The 20213-nt window shown below is 45.9% G+C and carries 14 protein-coding genes; 11 read left to right on the plus strand and 3 right to left on the minus strand.

Going from position 1 to position 20213, the window contains the following annotated elements; translation table 11 throughout:
• Positions 1-445 precede the first annotated feature (445 nt).
• The 8 genes from QUB44_RS13380 to QUB44_RS13415 all read left to right on the plus strand — a co-directional run bounded on the left by QUB44_RS13380 (position 446) and on the right by QUB44_RS13415 (position 8051).
• Positions 446-1144, plus strand: a complete 699-nt coding sequence (locus tag QUB44_RS13380) for a class I SAM-dependent methyltransferase (protein ID WP_333367934.1) — start codon at positions 446-448, stop codon at positions 1142-1144.
• A 194-nt stretch (positions 1145-1338) separates the two neighbouring features.
• Entirely contained in the window at positions 1339-1965 is a 627-nt protein-coding gene (locus tag QUB44_RS13385; protein WP_333367937.1) for a 7-carboxy-7-deazaguanine synthase QueE, read from the plus strand.
• Between the two features lie 123 nt (positions 1966-2088).
• Entirely contained in the window at positions 2089-2532 is a 444-nt protein-coding gene (locus QUB44_RS13390; RefSeq protein WP_333316243.1) for a retroviral-like aspartic protease family protein, read from the plus strand.
• 73 nt (positions 2533-2605) lie between these two features.
• Positions 2606-5566, plus strand: coding sequence for an excinuclease ABC subunit UvrA (uvrA, locus tag QUB44_RS13395; RefSeq protein WP_333367940.1), 2961 nt, complete (start codon positions 2606-2608; stop codon positions 5564-5566).
• Between the two features lie 133 nt (positions 5567-5699).
• Positions 5700-5891, plus strand: a complete 192-nt coding sequence (locus QUB44_RS13400; protein ID WP_333367943.1) for a hypothetical protein — start codon at positions 5700-5702, stop codon at positions 5889-5891.
• A 1038-nt stretch (positions 5892-6929) separates the two neighbouring features.
• Positions 6930-7250, plus strand: coding sequence for a XisI protein (locus tag QUB44_RS13405; protein WP_333236233.1), 321 nt, complete (start codon positions 6930-6932; stop codon positions 7248-7250).
• A 115-nt stretch (positions 7251-7365) separates the two neighbouring features.
• Positions 7366-7659 (plus strand): type II toxin-antitoxin system HigB family toxin, encoded by a 294-nt coding sequence (locus tag QUB44_RS13410; RefSeq protein WP_333150468.1) that lies wholly within the window; start codon positions 7366-7368, stop codon positions 7657-7659.
• Between the two features lie 14 nt (positions 7660-7673).
• Positions 7674-8051: a helix-turn-helix domain-containing protein gene (locus QUB44_RS13415; protein WP_333367946.1), complete on the plus strand. Its 378-nt coding sequence runs from the start codon at positions 7674-7676 to the stop codon at positions 8049-8051.
• 91 nt (positions 8052-8142) lie between these two features.
• Here the strand turns inward: QUB44_RS13415 and QUB44_RS13420 are convergent, their stop codons facing one another.
• Positions 8143-8637 carry a GAF domain-containing protein gene (locus QUB44_RS13420; RefSeq protein ID WP_333367949.1) on the minus strand — a complete coding sequence of 165 codons (495 nt, stop codon included), beginning with the start codon at positions 8635-8637 and terminating at the stop codon, positions 8143-8145.
• Positions 8638-9015: 378 nt separating this feature from the next.
• Here QUB44_RS13420 and QUB44_RS13425 point away from each other — a divergent pair, with 378 nt between their 5' ends.
• Complete coding sequence (locus tag QUB44_RS13425; protein WP_333367952.1) at positions 9016-9888, plus strand: alpha/beta hydrolase; 873 nt, start codon at positions 9016-9018, stop codon at positions 9886-9888.
• Positions 9889-10041: 153 nt separating this feature from the next.
• Here the strand turns inward: QUB44_RS13425 and QUB44_RS13430 are convergent, their stop codons facing one another.
• On the minus strand, positions 10042-10491 hold the full coding sequence (locus QUB44_RS13430; RefSeq protein WP_333367955.1) for a pyridoxamine 5'-phosphate oxidase family protein: 450 nt from the start codon (positions 10489-10491) through the stop codon (positions 10042-10044).
• A gap of 1356 nt (positions 10492-11847) precedes the next feature.
• On the opposite strand from QUB44_RS13430, the gene QUB44_RS13435 reads away from it, so the two are divergent.
• Positions 11848-13290: a hypothetical protein gene (locus QUB44_RS13435; protein WP_333367958.1), complete on the plus strand. Its 1443-nt coding sequence runs from the start codon at positions 11848-11850 to the stop codon at positions 13288-13290.
• Between the two features lie 549 nt (positions 13291-13839).
• The gene (locus QUB44_RS13440; RefSeq protein WP_333367961.1) at positions 13840-19332 is read left to right on the plus strand and encodes a response regulator; all 5493 of its coding nucleotides are present in this window, start codon (positions 13840-13842) and stop codon (positions 19330-19332) included.
• A gap of 114 nt (positions 19333-19446) precedes the next feature.
• Here the strand turns inward: QUB44_RS13440 and QUB44_RS13445 are convergent, their stop codons facing one another.
• Complete coding sequence (locus tag QUB44_RS13445) at positions 19447-20154, minus strand: ABC transporter ATP-binding protein (protein ID WP_333162984.1); 708 nt, start codon at positions 20152-20154, stop codon at positions 19447-19449.
• Positions 20155-20213 lie beyond the last annotated feature (59 nt).

A 20213-nucleotide genomic window follows, 5' to 3' on the forward strand; every position in this document is an offset into this window, starting at 1 on the left:
TGATTTTAAACCATCCTAATCTTCCTTCAGTCTTGTCTTATGGTACTTTGGCTGCTTAAAAACTGTCCGGAGTATTGATTTATTTTAAATTTAAAATAGACAATGGTTTATTATGTATGGGTTTGCAGCTTGTCTACAGTTGCATTCATTTTTTGAACTCGTATCACTAACGGCGTTACGCGGTGCTAGAAAACCAGGAATCTCAAAACGCTCCCCTCTCTCCATTTTTATTTTCCAGATCTGCTAAATCACCTGTAGCTGAGATAAACTGATTTGGAAGTAGCTCGCGCGTTTTGCAAGTTGCCTCTGTGTAACCGAGACACTGCTAGTGCAACCTGTCATCAGCCACAGCAAAATAGGTGCCAAAATTAACTCTACAGTCTCAGATTTCCATTAACTGCGCGTCTACAATCTCAAATCAAAAGTCAGCAGCAAGGACAAACCTATGGCGAACTCAACTATTGGCTTAGAAAATCAACTTTACGATTATCTGTTATCTATTTCTCTGCGGGAACCCGATATTCTCGCTTCACTACGGGAAGAAACTGCTAAACATCCTATGGGTATGATGCAGATAGCTCCCGAACAAGGTCAGTTTATGGAGATGCTGGTGCAGCTTATGGGAGCGACAAAAACCCTAGAAATAGGGGTTTTTACTGGTTATAGCTCGCTGTGCGTAGCTTTAGCACTGCCTTCTAACGGTCAAATTATTGCCTGCGATGTCAGCGAGGAATATACTGCGATCGCACGACGCTATTGGGAAGCTGCGGGCGTTGCTAATAAGATTTCTTTGCAGTTGGGCCCAGCAATAAATACTCTCGACAAACTAATAGCCGAGGGACAAGCAGGAACCTTTGATTTTGCGTTCATCGACGCCGATAAAGAAAATTATGAGGCTTATTTTGAGCGATCGCTGCAACTTGTACGCAATGGCGGTTTAATTGTAATTGACAATGTTCTGTGGTCTGGACGAGTTGCTGATCCTCAAGTACAAGACACAAGTACCACCGCCCTTCGTAGTTTCAACGACAAATTGCGTAAGGATCCCAGAGTTACTCTCAGTGTTGTCCCCATTGCTGACGGGCTGACTTTGGCCCTGAAACGCCGTTGGGCTACTCTGATGGAACCTGAACAGCATAATTAAAGAGTTGTTTGCGGTTTGCGGTTCATTTTTAAATTGCCACAAACTGCTAATTATTCAAGAATATACAAGTCAGTTTTATATATAGACTAAGGTGCGCTGAGCGCACCCTAGAAACTCAAAAGTATAGAGTAAGGTGCGCTGGGCTCACTCTACAGAATGATGTATTTTTTAGTTAATCAGAGGCGTAACTTCGGGTGTCTAATTTACAGGTAAAATTACCGATTCACGAAACTTTTCAGTGTACCGTTCAAGGCGAAGGTTACTGGACGGGGACTTTAGTTGATTTTATTAGATTGGCAGGTTGCCCTGTGCGGTGTCCTTGGTGCGACACAGGCTACGAAAATGGGGGCAAAGGTTTGCCGTCTGTGCCGCAGTCGATCGCCCAATTGCTAGCTCAATTGCAGTCTCCGAGAGTTGTCATTACTGGCGGCGAACCTTTCATTCACCGGGATTTGCCGGAGTTAGTTGAAGCTTTGTTACAAGCTGACAAGGAGGTGAGTATTGAAACTTCCGGTGCTTGCTGGCAGGATGTTTCCCCGCAGGCTTGGATTACTCTTTCTCCGAAGGAACACGTCAATCCTAAATATCCGGTGCAAGAGCTTTTTTGGACTAGAGCAAATGAAATTAAGTTAGTGATTAGCACTGGCGAAGAAGTTGAATTTTATCACAAGCATTGGGAAAACAATGTTAATATTCCGGTTTTCTTGCAACCAGAATGGAACTCAAAAAGTTCAGCGATTCCCATTATTTTGGAATTGCTGAAACAAAATCCTAGTTACAGGCTATCTTTGCAAACTCACAAGTTTATTGGCGTGCAATAATTTGATGATTTAGCCAGAGCTATTCGTCAGGTGGGCGGTGCAGAATGGGGAGTGCATCGCCTTACAATCTGTGTAAATATGTGCGCTATAATTAAAACAGCAATTTATGATAATTTTAACGTAATGGAAACAACTACGGAAACCCCAATGGGAAAAGTTATCACAACCCTGGTAATTACGAATCGGCTGGATGAAGGAAAAGCCGAAGATAATCTGATTCCAATCGAGCAAGTGAGGTCTGTTACTCTAGAAAATGTTTTGGTGGATACGGGGGCGACAACTTTGTGTTTGCCTAAAGATGTCATCGCCAGACTGGGTTTGAAAATTCTCAAGCAAGTGGTTGTGGAAACAGCCACGGGCATTAGTGAGGCGAGGATTTTTCAAGATGCCAAGATTTCTCTGTGCGGCCGCGAAGGGACTTTTGAGTGTTTGGAATTGCCAGAGGGAAAAACTCCACTTTTAGGGGTGATTCCGATGGAAGCGCTGGGAATTGAAGTCGATTTGAAAAATCAAAGATTGAAGGTTTTGCCCGACGGGCCGACGGAAACTTATTTGACAATTCTTTGATATTCTTGAGTTTGGATGCCAGCTATTCGATCGGCAGCGCTAAGATGGTTAAGCACTGTTTTGCACTACTCTCATGTCCCAACGCGCCGAAACCTCAAACAGCCAGCCAAGTGCATCCCGCAACGGGCATAATGTGACGAATTCTCACTCTAACAACCAAAATACGATTCGGGTTCGCGGTGCGAGACAGCACAACCTGAAAAATATCGATCTGGAACTGCCGCGCGATCGCCTGATCGTTTTTACTGGTGTCTCCGGTTCGGGTAAGTCTTCCCTCGCTTTCGATACAATTTTTGCCGAGGGACAGCGCCGCTACGTCGAGTCTCTCAGCGCTTACGCGCGCCAGTTTTTGGGACAGTTGGACAAACCGGATGTGGACGCGATCGAGGGGTTGAGTCCGGCTATTTCGATCGACCAAAAGTCAACTTCTCACAACCCGCGATCGACTGTTGGCACTGTTACAGAAATTTACGATTATCTCAGATTGCTCTACGGCAGAGCTGGCGAACCGCACTGTCCGATTTGCGATCGCTGCATTGCACCGCAGACAATTGATGAAATGTGCGATCGAGTCATGGCACTTCCCGACGGCACTCGCTTTCACCTTCTGGCACCAGTTGTGCGCGGAAAAAAAGGCACTCACCGCAAATTATTGTCGAGTTTAGCTTCCGAAGGATTTATTCGCGTTAAAGTTAACGGAGAAATTTTAGAACTGTCGGAAAATATCGAATTAGATAAAAATCATACGCACAATATCGAGATAGTTGTCGATCGGTTAATTAAAAAACCCGGTTTAGAAGAACGTTTAGTTGATTCTCTGGCAACTTGTTTGCGCCATTCAGAGGGAATTGCGATCGTTGAAGAGTTACCGACTGATGAAAATTCCGAACCACAGGGGCCGATCGTATTTTCCGAAAACTTTGCTTGTCCCGAACACGGCGCAGTAATGGAGGAACTTTCACCCAGGTTATTTTCTTTTAATTCGCCTTACGGCGCGTGCCAAAATTGTCACGGTTTGGGGAGTTTACGGACTTTTGCGCCGGAGTTGGTAGTTCCCGACGAGAAAGCGCCTCTTTATTGTGCGATCGCGCCTTGGTCAGACAAAGACAATTCCTATTATCTCTCTTTGCTTTGCAGTATTGCTGATACTTGCGGGTTTGATATCGACACTCCTTGGTATCGATTAAAGCCCGAACACCAGCGGGTAATTTTGTACGGGAATGAGTCCAAGCGCAGCGCAGAAAATAAAAAGCGCGACGGCAGCACTGATTTTAGGAGAGATTTTAATGGCGTGATTTCCATGTTGCAGCGCCAGTACGACGATACTGGTTCTGATTTGATCAAGCAGAAGTTGGAACAGTATCGGGTCGATCGCTCTTGCGAGGTTTGTCAGGGCAAACGCTTGAAACCCGAGGCGCTTTCGGTGCGGTTGGGACAGTACGGAATTGTAGATTTAACCAGTATTTCGATTCGCGAATGTCGCGAAAGAGTAAATAATTTGGGATTGAGCGATCGGCAATTCCAAATATCCGATTTAGCCCTGAGAGAAATCAAAGCAAGGCTGCAATTTTTGCTCGATGTCGGGTTAGATTACCTGACTTTAGACCGCGCAGCAATGACGCTTTCGGGCGGAGAAGCCCAGCGAATTCGGCTGGCGACTCAAATCGGTTCTGGTTTGACTGGTGTTCTCTACGTTTTGGACGAACCGAGCATCGGACTGCACCAAAGAGACAACTTTCGCCTGCTGCAAACCTTAACAAAATTGCGCGATTTAGGCAATACTTTGATTGTCGTAGAACACGATGAAGAAACCATGCGAGCGGCCGACCACATTGTGGATATTGGCCCCGGCGCCGGCGTTCACGGTGGCAAAATTATATCGCAAGGAAGTTTAGCAGACTTGCTGGCGGCCGAGGAATCTTTGACCGGGGCTTATTTGTCGGGAAAGCGAGTAATTGAAACCCCTAATGAAAGAAGAAAAGGCAACGGCAAAGCTCTCTCAATCATAAATGCAACGCGCAACAATTTAAAAAATATTGATGTAGAAATTCCCCTGGGAAAACTCGTCTGCGTGACCGGCGTTTCCGGTTCTGGAAAATCTACCTTAATCAATGAATTGCTGTACCCGTCGCTGCAACACTATATCACCAAAAAAGTGCCTTTACCACCCGATATGGACGCCCTCAAAACTAAAGGCGAACGCTCTCTAGAGGATGTGGTTGATAAGGTAATTGTTATCGATCAATCTCCCATCGGCCGCACTCCGCGTTCTAATCCCGCTACTTACACGGGAGTCTTTGATGTGATTCGCGATTTGTTTGCCGAAAGCATTGAAGCGAAGGCAAGAGGTTACAAAGCGGGGCAGTTTTCTTTTAACGTGAAAGGGGGAAGGTGCGAAGCTTGCGGCGGCCAAGGCGTGAATGTGATTTCGATGAATTTTCTGCCGGATGTTTACGTGCAGTGTGAGGTTTGCAAAGGTGCACGGTACAACCGAGAAACGCTGCAAGTGAAGTACAAAGGCAAGTCGATTTCTGATGTTTTGAACATGACCGTGGAGGAATCTTTGGAGATGTTTAAAAATATTCCCAGGGCGGGCGCCAGACTGCAAACTTTGGTTGATGTTGGTTTGGGTTATATTCAGTTGGGACAGCCGGCGCCGACGCTTTCTGGGGGCGAAGCGCAGCGGGTAAAATTGGCAACGGAACTGTCGCGCCGCGCTACTGGGAAGACGCTTTATTTAATCGATGAACCGACGACGGGTTTGTCGTTTTATGATGTTCACCATTTGTTAAATGTGCTGCAAAGATTGGTGGATAAGGGTAATTCAATTTTGGTAATCGAACACAATTTGGATGTGATTCGGTGCTGCGATTGGGCGATCGATTTGGGACCTGAAGGGGGAGATAAGGGCGGCGAAATTATTGTGGCGGGGACGCCGGAGGATGTGGCGGCAAATCAGAGGTCTTATACTGGGAAATATTTGCAAGCGGTTTTAAAGCAGCATCCTTTGGGGGAGGCTGTAGCTGTTAGCTAATATTAAATTTGGTAGGACTTACGCACAGGGATGTAGAAACCGGGTTTTTTCCGAAAATACGGATTGTAGCCGCCATAAAAGGTAAAAAACCCGCTTTTTCGACATAAATAGTGACGATGAAGGAAGGTTTACTTTGGGATTACATCCAGAAAAGGAACAAGGGCATTCGGTTGGACGAGTGGTTATGGGGGTTCGCCAACTTCGGGAAACCAACGCAAGTGCGAGTCGCGTTGGCCGCGAGTTGGGCATCATTGCCGATATGGGAGTCCTACTCGGAGAAATGGGACGAGAACCACGCGGTATTCGGCTCACTGACGCTGCGTGAATTGCTCGTTGTCATTGAAACGGAGCTTACATTACCCAGTAGCTTTAGTAGCGCGATATACGCAGCGTTTGGCTCGGCACAGGACGTAGAAGAGAAGGCCTATTTCAATGCTAATGAAGGCAGTGTCACCTACGACTATCAACTACAGCATTTACACGCTGTCTATGCAGCAAGTGCCGTTGTGTGGACGGGCAAGGCAGCTTTATGGACTCCTCCGAACGAACTTGCGTTCGACGTTTGTTCGGACGCTGCTCAATTGTCGGCTCGACGAGCTGCAGGGCAGGATCCGACTATGAGGTGTTTGAGGCGGTTTGGTACGCAAAGCAGGCATTGCAAGCAACTGATACGGACATGATTGAGTGTATTGTCTCCTCACTTGAAGGTGTCATAAGGACGTAACAATTAAAATATAAAAATGAGTAAGCATATCAACTTCTTGGGATATACCTTGTGGGTTTCAGATGATAGGAAGCAATCTCCTGATGAAGCAGTATCTTTAAGTCGCTGTTTTTACAGCCCTGGGGTCTTAGCTGCTTACTGTCTTGTCAGCAACTTTTCGGTGGGAATATTTTTGTACAGTATAAATTTATCTCGTCGAGGCTATGTGTGGCGAGGTCGATTATTAGCTATCTTGTCAGCGTCATTCCTGATTTGTCTAGCTTTTCGAGATTTTTTTGCTGATAACTTCTTTGCATATCGTTCAAGACTACTCATCAATGCGTTGGTTGCCATAGCACTTTATGGAAGTGAGAAATCCCACTTCTATCGAGCAATGCGAAATGGTGGTAAGCCAGCTAGATGGTGGATGCCATCGATCTGGATTGCTATCATTGTGGTAATACAGTGGTTACTAAGTTTTGTGCTACAGATATCGAAACCAGCATCTTAGGCTACCTCACTGCTCAACCGAGCAGGAATATTGTCCTAAATTTAGAGAGTATTGAATAGTTGCTTCAGATTTGAACCCGCAAAAACTGTCATCGAACGTTATGAAATTCGACTAATTATTTACAATCCAACTCGTGAGGCGATCGACCAATGGATAGACTAAACGAATACCGCAAAATTGTTTGTGACTTTCTCGAAGACTTTTCTAAAAATGACGCAAATGCTCAGCTAATATTCGATATCGCCCGCGATCGATACCTCGTAATGCACAACGAATGGCGCGACGAATATCGCATCTATGGGTGTGCCATGCAGCTTGATATCATCGAAAATAAAATCTGGATTCAACACAACAGTACCGAAATCTATATCGATCGAGAACTGATTCAACGTGGCGTGTCTCCTCAAGATATCATTCTTGGGTTTCGCTCCCCCAGCATCCGAAAACTCCTTGCCACCAACTATTCCTAGAGACAAAGATTCTGTGGTAAAATGATGAGATAGCAGGTTATTCTTTGCCCTATGAGAATGGCAGAACCGATATTTCCATTGTCTCGTGTTTCGGGAGTTCCAGTCACCAAGTTCTATGCGTATTTTGTCCCGCAGCACCTTGCGAAACTTCTGGGAAACTCATCCAGATGCCTCAGAAGCACTACAAACTTGGTACTACGAAGCGTCTCACGCCAATTGGCAGAGTCCAGTCGATGTTAAGTCCGCTCATCGTAATGCCAGCATCATTGCAAACAATCGTGTTGTGTTTAACATCAAAGGCAATTCCTATCGGCTGATTGTTGCCATTCGTTATGACATCGGCATTATTTTTATCCGCTTTATTGGCACTCATGCCGAGTATGACAAGATAGATGCAGAAACAATCTAAACAGAAATTGATATATGGAAATACGTCCAATTAGAAGCCAAACTGACTATCAGGAAGCCCTTCGAGAGGTTGAGTTGCTGTTTAATGCACCTCCTAATACACCTGACTCCGATCGCCTAGATGTGCTCAGTACCCTAGTAGAAGCTTACGAGAAGGCACACTTTCCGATCGCAATACCCGATCCCATTGCAGCCATTCAATACTACATGGACGCCCGCGGATGGTCTGGTAGCGATTTGGAACAATGTATTGGCAGTCGAGCTAGAGTATCTGAGATATTATCTCGCAAACGCTCCTTGACTTTAGAAATGATTCGGAAGCTGAATCAAGAGTTAGGAATTCCCGCTGAGATTCTCATCCAGCCCTATGAGTCGCTACAAACCTCTGCCTAACAATAGAACACCATATTTTGGTTGGTTGGTAATTTTCCATTGCACAGACAATGCACCCCAACTGTCACAAAGCAGGATTTTGGATTAAAGATTAACTATCTTGAATTGTGGGAGACATTGCCATATTTTGTGCTTGTGTCTGCATGAATTCAATGTCCGATCGCGACCAAGTGCGGGACCCGCTGCACTGATGAGCAATTAACAGCCCCCACAGTCCTTTGTTCGTTAAAATTGGCACAACTAAATTGGCGCGAACTTTCAGGCTACGCAGAAAATCTCGGTGGCATTGGTTAATTGGTTCTACTTCAATGTCTGCAATTGCTTTAACTCTGCCGGCTTCGTACAAAGCAGCGTATTCGTGGTTAAAACATTCGTCTGGTCCTGTTGAACCCAAGATGGAGAGTTCGATCGCACTCAACATCTCGTAAGTCACTCGACCTTGCCACTGTCTGTAAAAATAGTACAGTACGGCGCGATCGCTCTGCAAAACTTCTCTGATGTCGTAGAGGGATTTTTCAACTAATACATCGCGCTTTAGACGATCTGTCAAGCGGTTAACAATGTTTTGCAGGCGATCGCCAGACATGATATTAACTCCTTTAATTCCTAGTACACTTGCCCGATCTGAATTATTTAACTTGCACCCTCACAACACCTCAAATTATTGCGGATCGGGATTTTCGCGCGATCAAAAATGAGTAATTTTTGGCTTAACAGTTGTCGGGATGCGAGCAACATTATACTATTATTTTGACAGAGATAGCAATATTTTCGGGAAACGGGCGATCGGCTTTTTTTTACGCACCCCTTTTGCGAAGAACCACGGGCGGGATGCCTGTTGCACAAAGGAAGAGAAAAGGAAGAGTTTACAAGTGCTGGGGAAATTGCTAGATATGCCTAAAGTTGGTTCCTCTCAAAGAGAGTAACTGCTAGGATATCTCGAAAGCTAGAGGAAGCATCAAATATGTCTGTGCTAGAAACTGCTGGGAAACACGAATTTATCGCTACGAACGGCATTAAACTGCACTATGTCACTCAAGGTTCTGGGCCGCTGATGCTGATGCTGCACGGATTTCCTGAATTTTGGTATTCTTGGCGACATCAAATCCCAGAATTTGCATCAGATTATAAAGTCGTCGCTGTGGATCTCAGGGGTTACAACGACAGCGACAAACCTCACGATCAATCTGCTTACGTGATGGCAGAGTTTGTGCAAGATGTCAAGGGCATTATTCAGGGTTTGGGATACGAAAGTTGCGTCTTAGTTGGTCACGACTGGGGAGGCGCGATCGCCTGGAATTTTGCTTATGCTTATCCCCAAATGGTGGATAAATTAATTGTGATGAATCTACCGCACCCTGCCAAGTTTGCTGAAGGGTTACGCACTCCCCAACAATTGTTGAAAAGTTGGTACATTTTTTTGTTTCAATTGCCAGTTTTGCCGGAGTTGTTAATTCAGTTGGGCGACTATCAGGCAATTTCGGCTGCTTTGGAAGGTATGGCAGTTGACAAAAGCACCTTTAGTCTCTCAGATATCGAAGCTTACAAAGATGCGGCTGCCAAACGGGGCGCTCTGACTGCTACTATCAATTATTACCGCAATATTGCTCGCGGATTTCTCGATCGCCAGAATTGGAGGGTTCTGGAAGTTCCCACGCTGATGATTTGGGGAGAAAATGATGCCGCCCTCGGCAAAGAGTTAACCTATGGAACCGCAGATTACGTCCGGGATTTTCTGATTCATTACATTCCTAATTGCAGCCACTGGGTGCAGCAGGAACAGCCGCAGTTAGTGAATCGGTACATGAGAGATTTTTTGGCAAGCAAAGCTGTTTGAGCTGATATTTGGCACTATTTTCCCCGGTAGCACTTTTTAGGAATTTATAGTTTTGGAGGCGCCCTGACGCTCGTAAACCGGGTTTTTTACCGAGATTGAAAATCTTAATTAAGTATTTTCGTAAAAAACCCGGTTACAAGTGAGTCTCGACGTTCACCGACTGCTGATTCCCTCCGTCGTGCGCCCGCTCATTTCCCAGGGCTGAATGCGGTAAATTGCGATGGTCTCCGCACGCCCCTGCGAGTCAATCCAGGTGCGATTGATGGCGGGCGAAAGTGTGGGGTTGTGTTCTTTGACCAATTGCATAGCGCGATCGATGTCTTCCTGCTGCGTAAGGCGTTCTGCTCGCCCGTTCACGACAACGCTGCGCCAGTGTTCCATATCGCGGATTTCTTCCACTTGCAAGCAGACTTCTGGATTGCCGTCCATATACTTCGTTTTCATCCCGACTGTTGTGAAAATGTATATGTCCGAATCTTGGAGATAATAGTGCATTGGCAAAACGTAGGGATGCCCTTCAAATACACAGCCGAGGTGTCCGTGTCCTACTTGCTGCAAAAGTTCTTGTATTTCTTGTGAACTCATTTCATCAATATCTAACATTGTTATGCTCCTTTAAGACTTACTCTAGAGAAATCCATCGATGTTTTAGGTTGCTTCACCAGTGGGGCTTTGGGTCTAATTATTGCGCTTTTGATGCGCCTGTTTTGTCGCTCTAAACAAGTATATAATTCTACTAAAATTAACCTGGGTTAGTCACAAATATCATCTACCTTTAGACCGAGATATTTTTTTCGGAAAAATTGTATGATTTTGAAAATAAACCCTCTGCAATTTCTGAGGGTTTAATGTTTTTATTAAATGGCGATCGTCTAATTAATTAATAAAAGCGTTTTTTCCTAACGGGACTTAAACAAATTTTTAGCCCACATCCAGCCCACACTCGCTTTATCTTTAGCTTGGGCGTCCATGTTTTCTTGTTACCAGCGAACAAAAGGCGATCGCCCCCTGTAATTCTCTGAAACTAGATATAGCAGAAGGAAGAAGGAAGAAGGAAGAAGGAAGAAGCAATAAAATCAATCGTTTCAGCCATTAACAACGTCCTAACCGTCTTGGCGGTTGCTATATAATCCCTGCTCAAAAAACATCGCCGCATAACCGCAGCGCGCAATTTAGGGATGGTTCACGCTGCGGTTATGCGGCAAATGCGATCGGCTTGATGCTGATGAGCCGCCCTGTCTGGCGTGACTGCCGAGCCTGGTATATAACTCCCTCAAACGCTTGAAATCTCGTATTTTGTGGGTGAACACTGCCCTCATAGCCTATTGGTACGATCGATCGACTTTACCTCATCCTACGGACTGGCGATCGGCAATAAACCTAGTTTATTCTTAATCACCTGTTTAAAAGAAGAAGCTTGACAGGGCTGGTTAATAGAGTAAAAATCTTTAAAGCCTCAAGCCTGAATTCCAAATCCCTAGACTATTAGAGAGATTTTAAGACCTACCTTGACAGGGCTGGAGGTTAAGCACTATTTCTAGAACTAAAAACAGAGAGCGGGATTGTTGTCTTTGAAAGTGAGTCTGATAGAATTTAGGTAACATATATTTTGATAGGTCGAGTGTAACTTTAGTTTGACCTATCTTTTTTTAACACAAGTCGATCAAATATTAGCCGTGTCTGGGTTTCCGGCGGCGTTGTCACCCCGCCAGATACTTAACGCAATTTATAGGATTAATTGTTATACCCAAATATTTTACTGGGGTTCTTCGAGGTGAACCTTCACTTTTGACTGCTACCCGTGCTATTTTACTTTATGTATTAATTATTGAAATTGGTATAATCGTTAATGCTTTTTTATTACAATACCTAACAAACTAGATCGCCCGTCGAGTTAGATTAGCGAGGGGTCTCTTTACCTCGGGCATAAAATAACCTAAATTAGTAGTTAATAATCACGTGTTATCAAAAAATAGAATTCTGAATTTGTTTCTAGGGCTTTTAATTGCCCTCAGCCTAGAGTTGTTCATCGGAACGACAACTTTTGCTCAAAACATCGAAACAATTAAAATTTCCGGTACTGCTGCGGGTGTCAGCACTCGCTACATCGGTGCAGTCGAGGGCAATATCAATTTCGACATCAAAGATTTGCAAGATTTGGGAATTAATACCTACCGCATTTACGGCGGGATGTCCCGGTGGGAACCCGAAGACGACGACGGTAAATACGGTTGGCCATCTATTGACGAAATTAAGACAAATCCCAATATAATTAATTGGGCGAATTGGGATCAGATTATGACTAATCCGCCCCAGGGTAGCGATTATTGGTGGTCGGGACGACCAGGTACGGTTTGGCAAGGCAATGCCAGGACTATTTTTAATACTCTAAAACAAGCAAATATTCGCCCGGTTGTCAGCATTCGCAATGTTGATAATAGCTGGAATCCGAGTTGGGCGCTGCAACTGAATCCGCCGCGCACAGGAGAAGATTGGAACGAGTGGTGGGAACACGTTTTTGCTACGGTTTATTGGCTGAATGTTCGCAATGATTACCGCGTTGATGATTGGGAAATTCACAACGAACCGGACAATCGCGATCAGGGTTGGGGCGGGACTAGGCCTGACTATTTTGAATTGGTTAAGGTGGCAAAAGATGCGGTAGACTTTGTTTATAAAACTTATTTGCCCGATCGCACTTACCGCATCCACGGCCCGAAAACCATAGGCGGCAGCAATTGGCCGGCTAGTGCTTTGCAGGAAATACCGAATTATTTCGATACAGTCAATGTCCACAACTACGATGCAGATATTTCTAACTACATCCGCAAAGTGCGCGGCTGGATGAACGGTACTGTCCGCGCTAACTCGCAGCTTTGGGTAGGAGAATGGGGAACTTACAACATGAGCTACGGCGATTTATCTTTAGCTTTAAATTTGATTAAGAATTTGATTCGAGGTTCTCAACCGGGGGATAATTATATTGACGGCAGTCACATATTCTGTTTGTACGACTGGGGCAAGCCCGCAGGGGCGGAAGGTTTGCTAGGGGACGGGGGAAAACGGCGCGCGGGCTACTATGCTTTGCGGATGGGAATTAGGGCTTTGCAGGGGGGGAAAACTACCTTTTTTCCTATCACTAACAGTTCGGATTTAATGGCAGTTGCCACTCTTGATGCTAGCAAGAATGTTTACTTGCTGGTTGTCAATGACCAAGCAACATCTTACACTGTTAATGCTGATATTTCGGAGCTGATAAAAACTGGTAATGGCACGGTGCGGGAGTTCAGTTCTAAAACAATGGATGAGGTTGTTGGTAGATTAACGCTGAAGGGCGGCAATGCGAGTTTTGCGGTGGCGGGGAACAGCGCTATTCTCATCAAGTTCGACCGCCAGAATTGAAGCTCAAATCCTCTGGGCCATAATTGGGATAAGATAGAATTAGTTATGCTCAGAATTATTTATTTTCTGCCTGCTTGGCCTTGGAACCCTGGAACCCTGGAACCCTGGAACCCCTAATTGCACAGTTGCCATACCTAAGTCGTCCTGTTGTGATTCCCCTCCTGTCGCTGGTAAATTGGTAGCGTGCAGGTATCTTGCCTCAAACAGAATGCGAGCGAGAGTTCCGTTGAGGGCGAGAAAGTAGGGTGCAGTCTAGACAATCGCAGAAATTCTTGCTCGTAAACCCGCAGCAGTTAGGCTAGGCGAGGAATTACCCGCCCACTTTCATCTGGGCCCTCTGGCAGATAGCATTGGTTCTGAAAGTCAGAAACCGTCAATTATCAGGATATGGCACGGAATTAATTTTAAATGCCAAGATGCTGGAAGTAGGGGTGAGTTTAATCGTACAGAAACTTTGAGCGCGCTGGGAAATCTCGCGGGCAAAGCCTCTCAATCAATCTGCTGCTTGCGATCGGGTTTTTCCAACAAATATCACTTTTATGCCCCCTGATGTTTATTCCCTCCCTCAGTCAGGTCATCAACCGCAATCCCCTCACCGTCACCCCTGAGACGCCCGTAGAAAAGGCGATCGAGCTGATGAGTAGCACAGGAGCCAGTTACGTCCTCGTGGTAGAACCGCGCGGGAATTCTCAACTCGGAAATTCTATGAACGGGACTTCCCCAGAATCGCGGGAACAGTCGGGTTTCTACAACGGTGTACCGCGTGCGCTACACGCAGGAGGCAACGGGCTGCCTCTCAACGGCTCAAAAGCTCCCTATGCGGGCGGCCAGACAGTGCTGGGGATTTTTACAACGCGAGATATCGTACAGCTAAATTCGATCGGCGCTGCTTTGAGGGGATTTGCGATCGAGCAAATCATGATCAGAACCGTAACTGTAGCCCGAGAATCGGAAATTCCCGACTTTTTTGCCTTAGCAAATGTGCTGGAGAAAAATCAGATCAGCCATTTGCCCGTCGTCAGCGACACTGAAGAACTTGTTGGTTTAATTAGCTCTCAAAGCTTGGTGCAAATGTTGCAGGGAATTGGGGAATCGACACCAAAAGCAATTAGCAGCGCTTCGCCACCTGCGACTTTCGCGTTCCCTCCGCCGCTGCCAATTGTGCATCAGAAATTAGAGCTACCTGCAAGTTTAATTAAACTTTATCAAATCCCTCAAATAGCAGGCTCACGAATAATTCACGCTCCTTCTAATTCTTCGGTTCGCTATTTGGCGCAACTGATGTTTAGACACAATGTTAGTTATGTATTAATTACTGAAACCCCCGATCAACACTCGACTGGTGCTGCTCATAATTCCAAATTTACAAATCCCAACATTCACAAACTGGTTGGAGTGGTAAGTTCGCGGGATATTGTGCAGTTGCAGGCGCTGGGAAGAGACTCTAACAAAATTAAAGCGGGAGCAATTTGCAGCAGTTCGCCGCCGCTGGTGCGATCGCACTCTAGCCTCGAAGCAGCCGTCGCGCTGCTGCAAAAACACTACTGCCAGTTGCCTTTATTAGTCATCAACGAAACAAATCACCCGATCGGGATTGTCAACCCTAAAACTATCCTTTTACAAGCGCTGGATTCAAAATCTCTGCATTCTGGCTTAATCGCTTTGCAGCGCCAGCTAGAATCTAGCAACGCTCAATACAAAAAACTCTCAGCAGAAATACACCGGACAGCAGCAAATAGCCACGAGATGGCTGAAATTTCTCACAACAGTTTCGTAGAGCGGCCAAATCTCCCCCCTGCAGTCAACAATCAGGGGATTTGGGACTGGAATCTCGAAACAGATGAGTTTTTTTATTCGGCGCGGTGGCAAGAAATGCTGGGCTACAAAGAAGGGGAAATCTCGAATCGCCGATCGGAATGGTGGAGTCGCATCCACCGAGATGATATTGACTCGGTAAAGGCAGCTTTAGAAGAACACTTCGCCCAAAAGACACCGGATTTTGCAGCCGAATATCGGATGTACTGTAAAGACGGCAGCACTGTCTGGGTGCTGAACCGAGGTCAAGTTTTACGCAGCGCTACTGGCAAACCGCTGCGGGTAGTAGGAACTCATACAGATATTACTCTAAACAAGCAGTTTGAAGTCAAAAACCGCGAGCATGATCGAGAACAATTCCATCTATTTGACTCTCTGAAAGCAACAGTAATTTTCCACATTGATGCGGCGGGGGTTTGGAAATTCCTCAACCGCGCTTGGACGGAAATTACGAATTTTCCGGTTTCCGAAAGTTTGCAAACTAATTTTTTAGAGTGGGTGCATCCAGATGAGCGCGAGCAATGTGCAAATTTATTGGAGTCTTTGCTGTCGGGGAAGTCGGAATTTGAACGGCGAGAACTGCGATTTAAGTCCAAGTCGGTTTCGGGCAAAAATTCCTTGGGAATTCACAGTAATTCCGGCTTTGTTTCCGTAGAACTATTTGCCCAAGTCCGGCGGAATTCGCAAGGCGAAATAGCGGGAATTTTCGGGACTTTGCACGATGTCTGCAACCGCCTCGAAGGAGTTGAGGAACTGCGGGAAAGTGAGCGGGCAATTCGATCGCTCTACGAGGTAATGGTGAGCTCGGAAGGATCTTTTGACGATCGAACGATCCGGTTGCTGGCAATGGGTTGCAGTCAGTTTGGGATGGATATCGGGCTGTTGGGCAGGGTTTTGGGCGATCGCTACGAAGTGATCGCGGCTTATGTACCGGAAGATTTTCCCTTTGGATTTGCTAAAGGAGACGGTTTTGCTTTGAGCAGAACCTTCGAGCGAGAGGTTTTGCGATCGAGCGAACCTATTTCTGTCGAATCGGCCGGCACTACTCAGTGGCGCAACCACCCCGCTTACAGCGTGCGGAAGTTGGAGGCTTTTGTGGGGACGAGGGTAATAGTGCAGGGGCGCGTTTTTGGCACTTTGAGCTTTACTTCCCGCACCACTAAATCTCCTTTGAAACCGCTGAATTTGGAAATTTTAAAGTTGATGGGCAATTACATCGGCGCGGAAATTGCCCGCGAAGAGCGAGAGCGAACTTTGCAACGTCAGTACCAGCGCGTTTTACTACTCAAACAAATTACTCAAAAAGTGCGATCGACCTTAGATACTCAAGAAATTTTTCAAACTACCGCCACCCAAATCGGCCGCGTATTTGGCGTCAATCGCTGTACAATTCACACCTATATTTCCGAACCTTATCCCCACCTTCCTTGCGTTGCGGAATACTTAGAACCCGGTCACGAATCGGCTTTAGATTTAGAACTTTCTGTCACTTATAACCCCTACACAGAAAAACTCCTCGCTGAAGATATAGCCCTGGCCTCTCCCGATGTGTTTGCCGATCCTTTGCTGGAATCTTCGGGGCCGATGTGCCGCCGCATCGGATTAAAATCTATGTTGGCTGTTCGCACTTCCTATCAAGGAGAACCGAATGGAATTATTACTTTGCACCAGTGCGATGCAACTCGGCAGTGGAATCCCGACGAAATTGAACTATTAGAAGATGTTGCTGCTCAAGTCGGCATTACCTTAGCTCAAGCACAACTTTTAGAAACCGAAGTTCAGCGACAGCGACAGTTAGCAGAGCAAAATGAAGCTTTGGATCAAGCACGACAAGCGGCGGAAGTTGCTAATAGAGCTAAGAGCGAATTTTTAGCGACTATGAGTCACGAAATTCGCACTCCGATGAATGCGGTAATCGGGATGACGGGCTTGCTGTTGGATATGGAACTAACTCCAGAACAGCGGGATTTTGTGGAGACAATTCGTACCAGCGGCGATGCTTTGCTGACTATTATTAACGATATTCTCGACTTTTCCAAGATTGAATCAGGAAAATTGGATTTGGAACGCAGCCCCTTCGAGCTGCAAAACTGTATAGAAGAATCTCTGGAATTACTGGCTCCGAGAGCCTCAGAAAAAGGTTTAGAGCTGGCTTATTTTATTGATGATTCTGTTCCGAAAAACATTTTAGGAGATGTGACGAGACTGCGCCAAATTTTGGTAAATCTGCTGGGAAATGCAGTTAAGTTTACAGAATCTGGAGAAATTGTGGTGTGCTGTACGGCTAGGCAAATTGAACAGGTAGCTGCTAATAGTTCGCTGGAAAAAATTAATATTCTAGAGCCACAACCGCTAGCAATTAATCAGGGAGAGTTGGCACGTAGCAAACAATACGAGATTCAATTTGCTGTCCAAGATACGGGAATTGGCATTCCGCCAGACCGGATGGATCGCCTGTTTAAAGCTTTTTCACAGGTGGATGCTTCGACAACGCGACATTACGGCGGGACGGGTTTGGGACTGGCTATCAGCCAGCGTTTGAGCGATATGATGGGCGGTACAATGTGGGTTGTCAGCCAGGTTACTCCGGGAAGTTCTAAGTCTCAATCGGCAGTTTCTGCGATCGGACAAAGTATCGCTGGAAGGTCGCCTGCAGAATTTACTCCGCCGTCGATATCGGGATCGGGTTCGATTTTTTATTTCACGGTGACTGCTGAAGCGAATGACATCCGAGCTGAGGAAAAAAGACCCGAATTTGCCGCTGGTAAGCGCTTGTTAATTGTTGAGCATCATGCCATTAATCGGCAAGTTTTGATCCGACAGGCAGAGTCTTGGGGAATGATACCCGTGGCTGTAACTTCGGGTGCTGAGGCGTTGGAAATCATCAAAGGAAATTCGCCGCTCGATTTAGCTATTTTGGCGATGAATCTACCAGATATGGACGGTGTGGCTTTGGCTGTGGAGATTCGGAAATTTGAGCTGAGCAATTTGTCGGGCAGCGACGGTCTAAATCCGAATGTCATCGTTAAAAACCCTCGCAAAATAGCACTACCTTTGGTGCTGTTTACTTATTTAAGTAAGGCGGAAGTTTGGAAAAAACTTGAAACTACAGAAGTACATTTTTCTGCTTTTTTAACTAAGCCTTTAAAACAGTCCCAGTTTTATAATGTGTTGCTGCAAGTTTTTGGATATGTTACTGGCAGAAGCGGCCGGGGAGAAGTTTCAAATGTGGTGACTTTGACTTCGGGATTGAAGTATTTTGAAAATTCTCAAGAACAGCACCGCGTGCAGCGGACGCCTGCTGTTTTGAGGCAGGTTGCGGCGAGTTCTGCCGGACAGGATGCAACTAATTCTAGTCAGATTCGGATTTTGCTGGCTGAGGACAATGTGGTGAATCAAAAAGTCGCTACGCATTTACTCGACAGGATAGGATATCGGGCTGATATTGCGGCTAATGGGTTGGAGGTTTTGGAGGCCCTGAAGCGGCAATCTTATGATGTTGTGCTGATGGATGTGCAGATGCCGAACATGGATGGGTTGGAAGCGACGCGCCGCATTTGTCAGGAATGGCCTGCTAACAAGAAGCCGAGAATTATTGCGATGACTGCTAATGCGATGCAGGGCGATCGCGAAAAGTGTCTGGAAGCAGGTATGGACGATTATATTACTAAGCCGGTACGCCGGGAAGAGTTGGCGATCGCCTTGAGCAAGTGCTCACCTCTGAAGCGGGATGAATTGGATGCGGTTACTGAGCAAAAAAATCAAGATATTTCCGATCACATTGACAGTGATGCTGCGGCATCTTCGAGCGCTCAACCGGGAGCCGATTCGCCGATTGATTTTCATATTTTGCAAAATCTCCGCGAGCTAGACGATGATGAAGACCCAGATTTTTTGGGGGAGCTGATTAAGATATATTTGGAAGACGCACCGCAACATTTAGAAACTATTAAGGAGGCTATTTTTCTGGGCGATGCTGATAGTTTGAAGCTGGCTTCTCACACGCTGAAGTCGAGCAGCGCCAATTTAGGAGCCGTGTCTTTTTCTGCTGTTTGCAAGGAGTTGGAGTATATGGGCCGCGTGGCAGTTGAGTCTGGAGGAGAACAGGTTTTTGATGTGAGTACGGCGCGCGATCGCCTGTTGGAAGCCCAAGCGGAGTGGGAAAAGGTGCGAGCGGCTTTTGAGACGGAATTGGAAACGGGGAAGTTGCGATCGCAAATAGGGTAATTTGTTATTTTTTATTTGTTGGTTGTTATTGGTTATTTGTCAGTTTCAATAACCAATTACCAATGCCCAATGCCCAATTCCCAATGCCCAATTCCCAATGCCCAATTCCCATATTTAACTTTCACCTAAATATGCTTTGCGAACAGTTTCATTTGACTGCAAATCGCTAGCAGTACCAGCGACTACAACCTGACCAGTTTGGATGACATAGCCGCGATGGGCTACACTTAAAGCCATGCGGGCGTTTTGTTCCACCAGTAAAATAGTTGTTCCTTCAGCATTAATATCACGGACGATCGCAAAAATTTGACTGACTAACATCGGTGCCAATCCCATACTCGGCTCGTCCAATAATAACAAGCGGGGGCGCGACATCAAAGCCCGGCCGATCGCCAACATTTGCTGTTCGCCACCGCTGAGAGTTCCCCCTTTTTGACTAATTCTTTCTCGCAAACGAGGAAATAAATTTAATGCTTTTTCCATATCGGACTTGATACCGAGAGTATCGTTGCGGAGATAAGCACCCATTTCTAGGTTTTCTTGCACCGTCATGCGCGGAAAAATCAACCGCCCTTCGGGACTTTGAGAAATCCCCAAACGGACGATCGCCTCTGTAGATAGTGCTTCTAAAGGCTTTCCCTCAAATAATACAGTGCCTTGGCGCGGGCGCAGCAGTCCTTGAATCGTGCGGAGAGTGGTCGTTTTCCCCGCCCCATTGCTGCCGATTAATGTCACAACTTCTCCCTGCGAGACTGTTAGCGATACTCCTTTGAGAGCGTGGATATTTCCGTAGTAGGTGTGAATGTCTTTAATTTCTAGCATGATTACTCTTTCTGCTTTGTGCCTTATTATATTATCCCGACTTATTATAAAATTTTATT

This window comes from Microcoleus sp. AT3-D2 (genome assembly GCF_036705715.1).
In the GTDB taxonomy this organism is placed as follows: Bacteria; Cyanobacteriota; Cyanobacteriia; order Cyanobacteriales; family Microcoleaceae; genus Microcoleus.